Genomic DNA, 15,351 nt, shown 5'->3' on the forward strand with positions numbered 1-15,351 from the left:
TAACTTTGCACTGCCGGGCGTTTCCGGCATATAAGTATTATAATAATAGTAAGAAATGATATATAATGTAATCGGATTGATGTCCGGCAGTTCTCTGGACGGGCTGGATATTGCTTTTGTTGAAATTACGGACGTGCGCAATGACTGGAGTTATGAGATCAAGGAAGCAACCTGCATTCCTTTTGAAGACGGACTGAGAGCACAGTTAAAACAGGCTGCGGCACTGCCGGTACCTGAGTTTCTGCGCCTGCATACCCGCCTGGGCAAATGGATGGGTGAACAGGTAAACCTGTTTATCGAAAACAACCAGTTACACCACAAAGTACATTTTATTGCTTCTCACGGACATACTGTATTTCATGAACCGCAAAACGGCACCAGTACTCAGATCGGAGATGGAGCGGGCATTGCTGCTACGACCGGTTTAACAACGATTACCGACCTGCGTAACATGGATGTGGCACTCGGAGGACAAGGTGCGCCTATTGTGCCCCTGGCCGATCGTATGCTGTTTAAAGAGTATCATTATTGCCTCAACATCGGGGGCATTGCTAATATTACCGTCAATACGGAACATCCTGTTGCATTTGACATCAGTCCGGCCAACCAGCTGCTGGATCATTATGCTCAGAAGATGGGCCGCAGCTATGATGAGGGCGGAGACCTGGCCCGTAGCGGCACCGTAAACCAGGAACTATTACAGCAATTGAACGACCAACCTTATTATACCCTGCCGGCTCCTAAATCGCTGAGCAATGATTTTGCCGGCACGCTTCATCAACTGGCCGATGCAAGCGGACTGTCTTCTGTAGATATACTGGCAACCTACACTGCGCATATTGCAGCACAAGCCGCACAAGCGATTGCTGCTTATCCGAAAGATGCCGGTCAGAAAATGCTGATCACCGGTGGTGGCGCATTTAACAGCTACCTGGTAGAGCAATTGCAGCTCGCATTGCCAGAGCTTGAATTAGTTGTGCCGGAACAGGCGCTGATCAAGCATAAAGAGGCACTGGCTATGGGCCTGATCGGAGTACTGCGCTGGAGAGAAGAGTACAATGTGCTGTCCAGCGTTACCGGTGCCAGCCGCAACAGCATTGGCGGTGCGGTATGGTTAGGTAATAACTAGGCCGAGCATTTTAATACAAATAATACCCTTATAAAAAGATTCCCGCCTTACCGGCGGGAATCTTTTTATAAGGGTATTCAAAAATACCGCATTACTCCCTAAGCATCAATCGGTTAACGATTTACTAATTAAGATTTCCTGTTAAAATATTCGTTCTATTTTTGCCTTGTAAAAACAAACAGAAATACTAAGTTTTATGAAAAAAGCAATCTTAAGTATTGCAGCTATTGCCGGCTTTACGGCTGCTGCGCAGGCTCAAATCAAATTCGCACCGGAAGTAGGTCTGAACATTTCTACAATGAAATACAGCACAAACTCTACTTCAAGTGAAAGTAAATCTCTGACCGGCATAAAAGCAGGTGCTTTTGTAGAATTACCTTTCAATAAAGTGGTATCACTGGAACCAGGTGTATTCTACAGCAGAAAAGGCGGTGAGTATTCTAATATCCTGGGCACGACCACGACTACCCTTGATTATGTTGAAGTTCCGGTAAACCTGAAATTCAGCCTGCCACTGGGTATTGGCGGCAGACCATTTGTTTATGCAGGCCCTTACTTCGCATACGGTGTTGGTGGTAAGAACACATTATCCAACAGCTTAGGTACTGTTAGTTCTGATGTAAACTTCGGCTCCGGTTCTGCACAAATGAATCCGCTGGATATCGGTGCACAGGTAGGTCTTGGCTACCAGTTACCGGTGATCGGCTTATACGCCAGAGCACAATACGGTATGGGCTTTACCAACCTGAGCAATGCCAGTAACGTTACCACTACCAATAACAGTAACTTCTCTGTAAGCGTAGGTTGGCAGTTCTAATTCAGAAGAGAAATAATCATCATAATAAAGCCTGCAGCATGCTGCAGGCTTTATTATGATGATATATAAATTACTTGCGTGGTATATACTGCAGATGCTCCAGCATCTTGCCGGCAAACTGTTTTTTACCGACAGGTTCAAAGCCCAGCCTGAGGTACAGGCGTTTCGCAGCAGGATTATCTTTATCGACCAGTAAGCCCAGGGTATGCCCCTGCTGGTGTGCATACTCCTCTATCAGGTGCTGCAACATCGCCGCACCTATGCCCTTACCCTGCAGTACAGGATCCACACCCAGTGAATCGATATAATACTCCCCTGCCGCAGTTTCGGCTCCGGGATTGAAATCTTTCTCCAATACTTCACGGATATACTCCGCTACAGGTTCTCTTAATATATCCAGCATAGCGCCGTCATATACACTGACTGCAGCCTGTACCTTACCTTCTATTTCTGCAACCCTGCAATGCTGGTATGAATACTGGTTGCCCTTTCTTGCCGTAAAATAATGCAGAAAGTTCAGGGCCTTATTCCGGTCTGCCGTTCCGATAAAGTCATACACAATATCTTCCATGGCCAGCAGCAGGTATGCCGCAATATGCGGCGCATCCGATTGTTTAGCGTTCCTGATCATCATATATACTGCAATTTACGCATATCCTTTAAGTGTGTTCTTTAATTTATTCTGATCAAAGTAGCGCAGTGCAATCCCGTTGTCCTTCTTAGAACCTTTCAGGTGCAGCAACAATGTTCCGTAATTGGCCTTACCCATATATTCGATCTCAGCTTTCAGTAATTTATACGGAATATGGTATTTGCGGTCAAGGGTATTGATCAATTGTTCAAAAAGTACCTGTCCTTTCAGTTCTACTTCGATCAGTGGAAATAGCCCCGGTTCATCCTGCTCGGCCTGTGGCTCCAGCGCTTGTGTTGTGCTCATAAAAATATTTTTATTTAATAATGTAAAACCTTGTTTTATTCTGAGATGCGGCTACTCGCGGCCCATCTTCTCTGGTAAATTTTATTACGTACCGGGGCTACTATCCAGCTATGAATATAGCAGCCGGCACATACATTAAAACAGGACTCCAGAATGGCCAGTGTAATGAGGGCTACGCCTGCAATGGTGGCTGCATCAACCGGAACGGTATACCAGAGCACCAGTATTAATGCGGTAAAACCAAACCCCAGTGCAGCGGCAAATTTTTTAGGTGGTGCAAATGTGGGCAGCGCGGGCAAGCCCACCCAATGCACAATAATTCTGGAGACCAGGACCAGTGGCGATGGCCAGTAGGTAAAGGCTCTTAAGGCAAAGTCAGCAAGCAATATCCATAACAATATGCTCCAGTGGCTAAGCAGGAATGCAATAACTAATGCGGCAGTCTGTGCTGCTGTAACCCTTATTACGCGGGCATCGGCGTATAACTGTGTTTGCAGGGGCGTGTTCATAAACGTTTATTTAATTTGTTTTTAAGAGGTGCCGATCGGACTCGAACCGATGTAGCAGCTTTTGCAGAGCTGCACCTAAGCCTCTCGGTCACGGCACCATGATTTTAAAATTGATGATAAAAAAAGAAGGGCCTCACGATGTGTCGTAAAGCCCTTCCTGTTATAGAAAAATCCTTTAATTCAGACACAAATAGTTACCACACATCCATACATGACAACAGCACATCACCTTCGCCACATTATTAAAATAATGTACCGGCTTAGTAGACATAATATGTGTAAATGTTGTATTCATTTTGTTTGATTTGTGATGGTATGCTGCTAAAAAAAACTCCCCCGAAACAGTATCGGGGGAGTTGGTTGTATAAAGATTATTTTATGATCCTGATATTATCCAATGGAACCGATACAATGATATGCCACAGGCACACAACACCAGATCATCTTAGATGACTGATTGGCGTTAAAGTATGTATGGATATTTGTATTCATGTTCTGTTGAATCTGCGTTTCGTTTTTGAACCGCATGACTGCAAATGTAGGAGGAAATTTTAATTGACCAAATATTTATAAAAATATTTTTTTGTTAAAAATGGATAAATTCCAGAGCACTGCCCGGAAAAGCATGGCACAAAATTGTTTATCTTTATATCACTGACCAGCAATTATCTATCTATGAATAAAGAAAATATAAACATCCGAAAAGCAATACCAACTGACCTTGAAGCGATTTACGGATTTATATGTACGCTTGAAAATGAGGTACTGGATAAAGAACGCTTTGCACAGATATTTGAGTCCAATTTACTGCATAACGACATCCTGTATCTCGTCGCAGAATTTGATCAGAAACCAGCTGGGTTTATCAGTTTTCACGCACAGCAGTTATTACATCATTGCGATTTCGTGGGTGAGATCCAGGAATTTTTCATAGCGCAGGAATACCGAAACAAGGGTATCGGTCGCCTGCTGATAGAAGAGGTAAAGGCATACGCAGCAGCAAATAATATCCGTTATATAGAGGTGACCACGAATAAGCGCAGAGTAGAAAATGTGCCCGTTTATGAAGCACTGGGATTTCAACTGACGCACCATAAATTTACCCTGCCAAAGCCTTAAGAAAGTTCTTTTGCAGACAATTGAAAATTGATTTCTTTTTTTCACATAAGTTTATACCTTTGTAATCATCCCGAAAACCGGGAAGGCATATCGTATTTATTACAACATACGTACATGAAGAAACGTTTATTATTACTGACTGCAGCTGCAGGTATTACATTACAGACACAGGCGCAGGTTACCGTAACTCCGGAATTCGGTTTTTTACTAACCAAGCCTACAGGCTATACTACAGATAACGGTATGAGAAATACGACCAATTACGATTGGAGTATGGGCGTACGCGGAGGATTTTCATTCGATATTCCTATCGGTAGCAAAGGGTTTTCATTTGAACCAGGTCTGTTTTATAACTCTAAAAACAGACACCAGGTGGAGAACAGTGATATCTCTGCGATAGATATGCGCTTCTCTGTAAATAATGCAGAGCTGCCAATCAATCTGAAATACAGCTGGGAAGTGGGACAATACAAAGGCAAATTATTTGTGCATGTAAGCCCATATGTGTCTTATTCTTTCTCCGGAAGAAAAAACGGCGACATTACCATTAAGAAGCCAATTGCGATGACCACAACAATTGATCAACCGATTAATTTTAAAAGTGGCACCTCACAGGAAATGAAACCCCTGGACTATGGTGTGTATGCAGCCTTCGGTTACCAGTTCCAAATGGGACTGCAACTTAAAATGTTCTACGGCACCGGCTTGGCTAACACTTCTGTAATCGACGGAATGGGCTACAGAAACGGGGCGATGTTCGGTATCAGTGCAGGATTTGTACTGGGTCGCAAATTGCCGGGCAGATTCTACTAATCAGGTAATCAACTCATAAGCATATTGTCAGCGTGTATCCTTCATTCATGAGGTACACGCTGATTTATTTTACGCAGGATTACCGGATGGATAAGTGCCCGCGAATGCTTACTTTTGCGATTATTTTTCAGCAAACAGAATACGATATATACTTTAAAGATGAAATATAATTTTTCAGAAATAGAACAAAAATGGAAACAGTACTGGAAAGATCAGAACACCTATGCTGTATCTAATGATATTGATAAGCCGAAGCATTATGTACTCGACATGTTTCCCTACCCCAGCGGTGCGGGTCTGCATGTGGGTCACCCACTAGGGTATATTGCTTCTGATATATATTCACGTTTCAAAAGAATGCAGGGCTATAATGTACTGCACCCTATGGGCTTTGATGCCTTTGGTTTACCGGCAGAGCAATACGCACTGGATACGGGTCAGCACCCTGCGGTAACTACAGAAAAAAACATTGCCCGTTACAAGGAGCAACTGGATAATATCGGATTCAGCTATGACTGGAGCCGCGAAGTACAGACCTGCGATCCTAAATATTACAAATGGACACAATGGATCTTTACCCAATTATTCCATAGCTGGTATAATACCGCAACGGGAAAAGCAGCACCTATCGCAGCACTGATCGCGATCTTCGAAGCAGAGGGTAATGCGCAGTATCCTGCACCTAAAGGTACCGTACAGTTCACGGCTGCTGAGTGGGCATCTTATGATGAAACGACCCAGCGCAATGTGCTGATGCAGTACCGCCTGGCGTATCTCGACCATGCTGAAGTATGGTGGTGTGAAGCCCTGGCAACGGTGCTGGCCAATGACGAAGTAGTCAATGGTGTATCGGAGCGCGGTGGCCATCCGGTTGAAAAACGTAAAATGCGTCAGTGGTTCCTGCGCATTACTTCTTATGCAGACAATCTGCTGCACAGCCTGGATAAGCTGGAGTGGAGCGAGGCGATGAAGGAAATGCAACGCAACTGGATCGGAAAGAGTGAGGGTGCACAGATTACGTTTGGTATAGACAATAGCGATGCACAGATCGAGGTATTTACAACCAGACCGGATACTATTTTCGGTGTAGACTTTATGGTACTGGCGCCAGAACATGAGCTGGTATTGTCCATTACTACTGAAGAGCAAAAAGCGGCTGTGGAGACCTATATTGCTTACGTTAAGAGCCGTTCTGAGCGTGAGCGTATGGCAGAGAAAAAAATCAGTGGTTGCTTTACCGGCGCCTATGCCATCCATCCGCTGAGTAAAAAGCTGATCCCTGTATGGATTTCTGAATATGTGCTGGCCGGTTACGGTACCGGCGCGATCATGGCAGTACCATCTGGTGATGAGCGTGACTTTGCCTTTGCACAGCATTTCAATATTGAGATTACCAATATCTTCGGCACACACTTTACCGGTGAGAAAGCCTATACAGATAAGAATGTAACCATTGAGAACAGTGAATTTGTAAGTGGTATGAGCATTGCTGATGCTACACAAGCGGTACTGAAATCAGTAGAAGAAAGCAATAGCGGCCGTCGCACGACAAATTTCCGTTTGCGTGATGCCGGTTTCAGCCGCCAGCGCTACTGGGGTGAGCCCTTCCCTATCGTGTACAAAAACAATATACCTTATACCATCGACGAGCCTGCGCTGGATCTGAAAGAAGCCGACCGCAGCCTGCCGGTATTATTGCCGCATGTGGATACGTATAAACCGGGTCCTAACGGCGAAGGCCCTCTGGCTAATATCGACAGCTTCGTAAATGTTACGAATAATAAAGGAGAAGTATTGCGCCGCGAAACCAATACCATGCCTGGTTATGCCGGTTCTTCATGGTACTTCCTGCGCTATATGGATCCTAATAACGAACACCTGTTCGTACAACCGGAACTGGCACAGTACTGGAACCAGGTAGACCTGTACGTGGGTGGTACGGAGCACGCTGTAGGGCACTTGCTGTACAGCCGTTTCTGGACTAAAGCATTACATGATCTGGGCTTCATCACTTTCGATGAGCCATTCAGAAAATTGCTCAACCAGGGTATGATCCAGGGTAGCTCCAGGTTTGTATATCGCATTGCCGGTACAAACCAGTTTGTATCCAGTGGGTTGAAAAATGAATATACTACCAATGCGCTGCATGTGGATGTAAGTATGGTAGATGGTACAGAGCTGGATATGGAAGCTTTCAAAAACTGGAGAGCAGAGTATGCTGATGCGACATTTATCCTGGAAGATGGTAAATATATCTGCGGCAGCGAGGTGGAAAAAATGTCCAAATCGAAATACAATGTCGTGAATCCGGATGAGATCGTGTCACAATATGGTGCAGACACCTTCCGTCTTTACGAAATGTTCCTGGGGCCAATTGAAATGAGTAAACCCTGGGACACTAAAGGTATTGAAGGGGTACATCGCTTCCTGAAAAAACTGTGGAGATTATTCTTCGACGAGCAGACGGAGCAATGGCTGGTAACTGATGAGGATGCCACAAAAGATGAGCTTAAGGCATTGCATAAAACGATCAAAAAGGTATCTGATGATATTGAGAAATTCTCTTTCAATACTACCGTGAGCCAGTTTATGATCGTAACAAACGAATTGCATGATCTGAAATGCCATAAGAAAGCCGTACTGGAGCCGCTGGTATGCCTGCTGGCCCCTTTTGCACCGCATCTGGCAGAGGAGCTGTGGCATAAACTGGGTAATGAGTACAGCATTGCACATGCTTCCTTCCCGGTATATGACGAACAATACCTGATAGAAAGCAGTAAATTATACCCTGTTGCCATCAACGGTAAGCACCGTACAAATATGGAGTTTGCCATGGAAGCAGCACAGGACGATATCGAAAAAGAAGTGCTGGCTAACGAGGTTGTACAAAAATGGATGGAGGGCAAGCCTCATAAAAAAATCATTTTTGTAAAGGGCCGTATGATCAATGTAATTGTATAATATATTTTTTTCGTGTACACAAAATACAATACATAATTATATTTCAAATACAAACACCTTGCTTTTCAGACAAATGTACATTGAAATATTTTCGTTTTTTTCAATACAAGGATTTCCCCGGATAAAAATTATCCAGAATTACGAGAATATACATCTAAATAAAGTCACGTAGAAGGATTGGGTAATGATACAAATTGAATTATAAATAAAAAATGACCGGCTTGCCGGTCATTTTTTATTTATAATATTTACTGTATAAAGTAACTGACATACCTGCTCTCAATACCCATGCTGGTGCAGCTGCAGTATAGCTATGATTAACAAAAAGACCAATACCTGTACCAAGGTCAACCGCTATAGGAATTGGGGTATGATAAATTTCTCTCTGGAAACCTGCAACTAATGTATATTTTGTTGTAGGTAAGACTAATAGGTCGGCGTTAGTACCATAAGAACTTCCACTATGAACTGAAGGCAACCATTTTAATTCCTTTCCTGTAACTCGTATACCAAACCCTACATAGAGACCGGAATTGGTATATGGATAGTTTTTAAACTGGTATTTACTTCGTGTTTTAAAATAATACCTATACTCCGCACCAGCATAAAAAGTTGACCATATTTCCAGATAGTTAAGATAAGCCGCTCGATTATATGCTCCGTACGGAACACCTGCACCATATCCGTTAAAACGATTGAAATTATTATGTATACTAATGTCCACAAAATTAATACCAAGTCCAAGATTGCCAGATATGGATTGATTCTTACTCAATCTGAACTCTCCCTTTAATTCACCGAATAAGAAGCCTATTCCCGCACTTAATCGTACAGGTTTCAACTCTGTAGGATATACACCAGTAGATTTAGGGGTTTCATAACCTGGTGGAAGACGATGCGGCCTGAGAGGGCGTAATTGCGCGTTTGAAGCGCTTGCAATAACAATGGCAAAAGAAGTAAAGAATAGTCTTTTTTGCATAATATAGGACTTTTAGGGTTTATAACTTAAAGATAAATATTTTTTTTATCGTTAATGTGAATAATAATTTTTATAAAAAGAATAGGGATCGGCTTAAGCCGATCCCTATTCTTTTTATAAAACCATTCCTTAAATTATTTTTTCCGGAAGCAGCTGAATATAAAATGCTGTAATGTATCGAATGGCGTAGGATGATGTACCGAACGGCTTTTGACCTGTTCGAAATCAGCTTTCAGGCAATTGTTCAATGTCTCTTCAGAATATTGCCTAATGTCTATACCACTACACTTGGCCGGGCCATCCAGGGCAAATGTTCCTATGAGCACATTACCGGTTACTGCCAGTCCATCATTGGCAATCTGTACATATCGTTTTACATCTTCATCATCAATCAGGAAGTGAAAAGCGGCACGATCATGCCAAAGGTCATATTGTCTGCCGGGTACAAAATCCAAAATGTCACTGACAATCCATTTCACCTTGTCTGCTCTATGCTCCAGGCGCTCCCTTGCCCGTTGAATCGCCTGTTCGGAAATATCCAATACAGTAATATCTTCATAACCTAAATCCAGCAAATGCTCTGCCAGGAAACTATCACCGCCTCCTATATCAATAATACGGGCATCCAGCGGCACTTCCAGCTCATTAATGAACTCCAGGGAGGTTACCGGTATCGGCTGATACCAGCTCACCTGCTCTAAGGGCTTGGTGTGGTATATTTTTTCCCAATGGGCTTTCCGATCGAATGATTCCATAAAATAATGTTAAAAACTTGTTACAAATGTATAACACTAATTGCTAATTAGTTCATTTATAAGGCAGAAATAAAACGGAATTGTATAGTTTATTTAAATTTTCGGGTCAGAAACCATCAATTGCAACATTGCATTATTGCGATAAATAGTGAAACAAAAAAATGCTAGCAGCATTGTTCTGTACCGCTCCATTCTATGAAGAAGCCTGCAAGCTCTTTTCGTATATTATTCCAGACAAGACTATTTACACAGTAGCAAATACTGGTTCCGTCAAGCGTTCCTTTAATAATACCTATTGCTTTCAATTCTTTAAGGTGTTGCGAAATGGTGGCCTGAGCTAAGCCCAATTCCTCTACAAGATCATTGCAGATACACGCTTCCTGGCGTATAATATGCTGCAGGATTGCAATACGTGCAGGATGCGCTAATGCTTTCAGCAATGTAGCCAGCCTGTTCTGTTCCGGTGTAAATATCTCTGTTTTAGTAATACCCATAACCCTCAGTTTCTATCGCAATATTATGATTGATTGTTTATATGAACAAATTATTGTTTGACCGGGGTATCTACAAGCACCTCCTTAACCGGTTCTGCTGTAGAATCTGCTATAGTCAGTTGGGCCCGGGTAAACAGGTCTTTAAGGTTGCTGAATGATTTACGGTAAGAAATCCCTACGCCCTGCCGTGCAATATTCTGCTGGAATAAGGCATCGTAATTGCTGGTACGGAAAATATTGAAGCGGATATGTCCATCAGGAGTAATCAGGTATTGCACCCTGAAGTCTCCGGCAAGATTGGAGGAGTAAGCTTTGGCACCAGCCGTAGCCGGTCTGCCCCAGTCATAGACACCACCGACATCTACAAAAAGACGGTTATTGAGGAAATTCTTACGCACATTCAGTTTGGCCTCATTACGATTCAGATAAGATAATGAAGTGGGGTCGCTGCTGTTGCTCAGGTTATAGTTTTTATACCCTACACCCACATGCAAATCCTGTACCTTAAACAACTTATTGGCCATATTAGTCAACTGCGAGGAGGCTACTGAAGAGAAGATATCGGTCATGTTATTGATCGTACCCGAAGAAACCGCAGCAGTATTGTTCATAAATCCTTCCGGCGGTGCAAACTGGTCGAGCAGCAGCAATGAAGCTACCTGGTTCAGTAACTGCTTTTCATCATTATTGATCCGTTCCAGCTTCTGGTAAGCATAAGTACCAATTGAGCGGTTTTCTGAAAGCTCTATTTTAAAATTCACTTCCGGGTTCTGCAGGGTCCCCGATGCATTCAGGCGTACATTCACCATCTGGGCCAGTTGGGCATCCCTGATTTCCTGGTTGGAAAGATTGATCCGGTTGATCTCATTACTGATCAGGTCATACAGTCTGGCTTTAACACTAGTCACCCCGGTTACATCAAGGTGGGCATCATACAGATCTCCGTTCCAGACGATGGTACTACCTTGTGCGATAGAGAAAAGCCTGTTGTAGTTCAGAATCTGCATCTTACGGAACGCGAAATTATATGTCCCCTCATCAATTTTGTAAATACCATTCAGGCGTATATCGCCATCAGACGGTATTTCCAGCACGATGTTACCGGTGCCTTTTGAGATCAGCTGATCTCCTGTTTTAGGATCGAGAATGATGGTGCTGACCAGGTTATTGTTTATGGTCGCATCAATGCGCACATTATATTTATTGGACAACTTCAGTTTTTTCTTTTGCTGCGCTACATCTGTTTCAGGTTTTTTGAAGCGGATAAAGTTATACTCCCCCAGATCACTGGAAAAATCGATCGGAATAATGAGATTGGATTGCTCAAGCGGTATGGCAGAGATCACGACATTCAGGTTCTGTGCCGGTCCGAATATACGGGCCCGAGTCTTTGCAAATACAGTACCATAAAAGCGCTCCCCTTCCATACGGTTCAGGTTCAGCACCCGAAGCTTATCACTGTTCATCTCTATATTCAGCAGGAAAGACTTGAGCTTATTATGCGTGATATTACCGGTAATGCGCCCTATGTTTTTATCCTGGTCTTTGATAAACATGGTACCCATCTCAATGGTATTTTCATTGACCGCAATGACAGCATCATCTACCGTATACGTTTCCCCGTTTATTTCCGGGCGCACCACAACCTCTTTCAGTGATAATTGTCCCAGGGTGAGCGGGTGCGCTGCATTGCCACTGATTGTAACCGCACCATTTACCTTACCGTTGAGGTTATTGACAAAGCCTCTCAGGAAAGGGCTGAGCCAGGAAAGCTGTGCATTATTAAAATTCAACACCCCGTCAATAGATTGTACGGAATTGGTATCAAGCGAAAAACGCCCGCTGAGTGTTGCACTCCCACCTGCGGCAGATACACCTGTATTCGATAAGAGCTCTACTACCCCATCGGCCACATCATAGTTACCCTGCAGGGATATTTTCTGAAGTGTATCATCATTGAAACGGGTGTCGTTGGAATAGAGATTGAAATCAATTTTCTGATTGCTCCATAAAGAACGGATCTGGATACCGCCATTAATCGTGCCACCCCTTATCATGTCCTCAACATCCAGAAGGCGTGCCAGTGGCGCATGAGAGAGATTTTTAAGATCAATGTACGCGGTATTGTGCTCTACATCATTTTTACTGATATAGATCTGCTGGTTACCAGAGCTGATGGATAGGTTCTCTATATCCAATGCACCGTTTTCATACACAATACGGTTACCGGAGGCAATATTCCATTTATTATTGTTCAGGAAAAACTGCGAAGGCAGGATATTCAGTGTAAAGCGATCATCCTGTAAAAATCCTTTGCCTCTCAATTTGGCGGTACCCAATTCTTCAAACGTAGAGGTCGTCATATTAAACTCCAGGGAGTCGCGGTACCATTTGGAATCCAGGCTCAGATTACGTAAAAATACATTACTCCCTGCTCCGATCTGTGTTACAGCTGCATTTACAGACAGGTCTTTATAATCGCCCTGACCATTAACCAGAATGGTATCCAGCACTACTCCATCAAAAATGACTTTGGGCAATGAGGCCTGAAGCACCAGCTGGTCATTCTGCGTATTTAGTGTACCATGTACGGTTCCACCCTGAGGCAAAGACAGATCACGGTTAAAAATCGACAGCAGATCAGAAATATCTTCTGTCTGCATATCAAAATGGATCAGCTGATTCCGGTTATATACTGCAGGTGCATCAAAATAAGTAGGCAGGTAGTTGGACAGTACATGCTGCACTGCGCCGGGAAGATCAAATAATTTATAATTACCCCAGATGCGGGCGTTCACATTATTGGTTCCGGCATAAAGATACTTTTGACCATCCTCTATAGCAGAACGCAGGTAGATAGAATCTATATCGAGAACGGTAGAATCGCGGAAGATCTTCATTTGCTGCAATACTGCAGCACCGGTAAAATTTTCAATACCCGTGCCCGTAAAATGTCCTTCCAGTAAGCCTTGTGCCCGTACCGATTCGGTAAGGATATGCAGTTTCTGCAGGTCTATATATCCAATATTGGCCTTAAAGTCAGTCTGCGTAATATTCTTCGTAAACTGTACTTTACCATCAAAGTCCAGTTTTGCATTCGGATCGTTGAGCTGTGCCACTCCCTGGAAATAAGTAGGTGTGACCTCACCCATTACTTTCATACCGGTGTATACATAATCTTCAAACCCAAAGCGGCTGAACTGCCCTTCGGTGTAGATACTCATTTTATCCAGATCGAAATGCTTACCCTTGAATGTAAAGGCGCCATCAGCTTCATGAATACTGGATTGTGTCAGGAAAGTACCCAGGTTAAAACGGGTAAGATTTAGCGTCCCTGCATATACAGGTTCAGGGCTCATGATTTGCTGAATGCCCATATTAGTTTGGACTTTACCCAGGCCGGTAAGTGCATCGGCATTGAAATGGAAATCATGAATCGTTCCTTTGAAATCAAATGGCACCCTGATCTGGCCCAGTGCCATAAAGTTCAGTTCTTTAGTATCTTTCAGAAACGGGAAATAGTGATACAAATTAGCCCCGGAAGTCTGCAGCAGAGATTGCTCCAGGACAATAGTAGACATATCTACATCCGGCAGGTTATTCATGGTAAACTTACCTACATTCAACTGGCTCTTACCATCGTTCAATACGGCATTGTTTGCATAAAGGTTGTCTACCGTGCCCCCGCACTGCCCATTCACCTTTACTTCCATATGCTCAAACAATTTCATTTCAGGAGCAAAGAAAATGATGTCATCAACAGCGACATGTGCCTCCTTTAAATGGCCCTGCATGCGTACTTTAGCAATATAGTCGAGAAAGTCGGGGAAACGATTGTAATGCATGGCATAGTAATCGCGAATGATACTGTTATTCGTCTCCAGGTAAAGATCGGCACATTCAGAGATGCGCGGGGAAACCCTTACGCGGGCTTTCATCTTTTTAATTTTCAGGCCGCAACGCTCATCAGCAGAAAGATTTTCCAGGTTGGCACGCAGGGTATCTCCTTTAATCCTAAGGTCTGTGATGTTTATCTGCACATTGCGCACATCCATTTTCCATTCGTCAAACAATCCGGCAGGTGCTGCTTTCACATCCGGATTATCCATGAAATAGCGGGCATCTTTCAGCTCAATCTTTTTAATGCTTACGGTCCATTTATCAGGATTAAATGCGGTAGTATCTATGTAGTCCGTTTTACGGCGGCGCAGGCTATCAGGGCGGCCCCCCTTATAATCTCTTAACCCAAAAGTGGTACGGGTACCGGTAATGCTCTGCACCCCGATATGTTTGCGGTCGAAATCAACACCGTCCATGTTTATGTTCAGCTCCCGCAAATCCATGACCATATCATTCCCGATCCATTTATCGACCGAAGAGAAACGGATATTTTTTAACCGGACTTTCTTCAGGTCAAACTGTATGGGTTGCGCATCCTTTTTCTTTGCTGCCGGCTGTTCTGATGCAAAGGCATCTTCCAGGAATCTGTAGTTCCATACAGAATCATTTACCGGTCTTTGCAGGTTGATAAATGCACCGTCCAACCCCACATAATGCAGTACGGGCTTCTGTTTGAAGATAAACCAATCGGTAATATTCAGTTCGAGATGGCGTGTATACAACAGGGTATCTCCATTCTGATCTGCCATGAATACCCCGTCAAGCGTCACTTTATCCAGTAAACGCAGACTAAAACCTTCAATAGAAACGCGGGTATGCAGGCGATCGGAGAGGTAAGATGCAGCAGTTCGTGCCACATATCTTTGTACTCCGGGAATATTAATGAGCACTACTATGATCAATAGCAGCGACAAAAATATACCCAGCACATATTTTGA

At 43.4% G+C, this 15,351-nt stretch carries 12 protein-coding genes and 1 tRNA gene; 5 read left to right on the plus strand and 8 right to left on the minus strand.

Annotation, left to right across the window (positions count from 1 at the left end; translation table 11 throughout):
• Positions 1–55 precede the first annotated feature (55 nt).
• Positions 56–1,129, plus strand: a complete 1,074-nt coding sequence (locus EMP01_RS10755; RefSeq protein ID WP_129021519.1) for an anhydro-N-acetylmuramic acid kinase — start codon at positions 56–58, stop codon at positions 1,127–1,129.
• 196 nt (positions 1,130–1,325) lie between these two features.
• On the plus strand, positions 1,326–1,946 hold the full coding sequence (locus tag EMP01_RS10760) for a porin family protein (RefSeq protein WP_129021520.1): 621 nt from the start codon (positions 1,326–1,328) through the stop codon (positions 1,944–1,946).
• 70 nt (positions 1,947–2,016) lie between these two features.
• Here EMP01_RS10760 and EMP01_RS10765 read toward each other — a convergent pair whose 3' ends face one another.
• The 4 genes from EMP01_RS10765 to EMP01_RS10780 all read right to left on the minus strand — a co-directional run bounded on the left by EMP01_RS10765 (position 2,017) and on the right by EMP01_RS10780 (position 3,490).
• Positions 2,017–2,580: a GNAT family N-acetyltransferase gene (locus EMP01_RS10765; protein WP_129021521.1), complete on the minus strand. Its 564-nt coding sequence runs from the start codon at positions 2,578–2,580 to the stop codon at positions 2,017–2,019.
• A gap of 12 nt (positions 2,581–2,592) precedes the next feature.
• Positions 2,593–2,883: an NIL domain-containing protein gene (locus EMP01_RS10770; protein WP_129021522.1), complete on the minus strand. Its 291-nt coding sequence runs from the start codon at positions 2,881–2,883 to the stop codon at positions 2,593–2,595.
• Positions 2,884–2,918: 35 nt separating this feature from the next.
• Complete coding sequence (locus EMP01_RS10775; protein WP_129021523.1) at positions 2,919–3,392, minus strand: DUF4395 domain-containing protein; 474 nt, start codon at positions 3,390–3,392, stop codon at positions 2,919–2,921.
• A 26-nt stretch (positions 3,393–3,418) separates the two neighbouring features.
• Positions 3,419–3,490: transfer RNA gene (locus tag EMP01_RS10780), tRNA-Cys, on the minus strand.
• A 577-nt stretch (positions 3,491–4,067) separates the two neighbouring features.
• Between EMP01_RS10780 and EMP01_RS10785 the strand changes: the two genes are divergently transcribed.
• The 3 genes from EMP01_RS10785 (at position 4,068) to leuS (ending at position 8,285) form a co-directional block, all read left to right on the plus strand.
• The gene (locus tag EMP01_RS10785; RefSeq protein ID WP_129021524.1) at positions 4,068–4,511 is read left to right on the plus strand and encodes a GNAT family N-acetyltransferase; all 444 of its coding nucleotides are present in this window, start codon (positions 4,068–4,070) and stop codon (positions 4,509–4,511) included.
• A 114-nt stretch (positions 4,512–4,625) separates the two neighbouring features.
• Positions 4,626–5,324 carry an outer membrane beta-barrel protein gene (locus tag EMP01_RS10790; protein ID WP_129021525.1) on the plus strand — a complete coding sequence of 233 codons (699 nt, stop codon included), beginning with the start codon at positions 4,626–4,628 and terminating at the stop codon, positions 5,322–5,324.
• A 159-nt stretch (positions 5,325–5,483) separates the two neighbouring features.
• A complete protein-coding gene (gene leuS / locus EMP01_RS10795) occupies positions 5,484–8,285 on the plus strand; it encodes a leucine--tRNA ligase (protein ID WP_129021526.1) in 2,802 nt (933 codons plus the stop codon).
• 235 nt (positions 8,286–8,520) lie between these two features.
• On the opposite strand, the gene EMP01_RS10800 is transcribed toward leuS, so the two are convergent.
• The 4 genes from EMP01_RS10800 to EMP01_RS10815 all read right to left on the minus strand — a co-directional run bounded on the left by EMP01_RS10800 (position 8,521) and on the right by EMP01_RS10815 (position 15,270).
• Positions 8,521–9,264, minus strand: coding sequence for a hypothetical protein (locus tag EMP01_RS10800; RefSeq protein WP_129021527.1), 744 nt, complete (start codon positions 9,262–9,264; stop codon positions 8,521–8,523).
• Positions 9,265–9,398: 134 nt separating this feature from the next.
• Positions 9,399–10,019, minus strand: a complete 621-nt coding sequence (locus tag EMP01_RS10805) for a class I SAM-dependent methyltransferase (protein WP_129021528.1) — start codon at positions 10,017–10,019, stop codon at positions 9,399–9,401.
• A gap of 164 nt (positions 10,020–10,183) precedes the next feature.
• Complete coding sequence (locus tag EMP01_RS10810; protein WP_129021529.1) at positions 10,184–10,513, minus strand: ArsR/SmtB family transcription factor; 330 nt, start codon at positions 10,511–10,513, stop codon at positions 10,184–10,186.
• Positions 10,514–10,563: 50 nt separating this feature from the next.
• Positions 10,564–15,270 carry a translocation/assembly module TamB domain-containing protein gene (locus EMP01_RS10815; RefSeq protein WP_129021530.1) on the minus strand — a complete coding sequence of 1,569 codons (4,707 nt, stop codon included), beginning with the start codon at positions 15,268–15,270 and terminating at the stop codon, positions 10,564–10,566.
• Positions 15,271–15,351 lie beyond the last annotated feature (81 nt).

The organism is Edaphocola flava, assembly GCF_004118155.1.
Classification (GTDB): Bacteria; Bacteroidota; Bacteroidia; order Chitinophagales; family Chitinophagaceae; genus Edaphocola; species Edaphocola flava.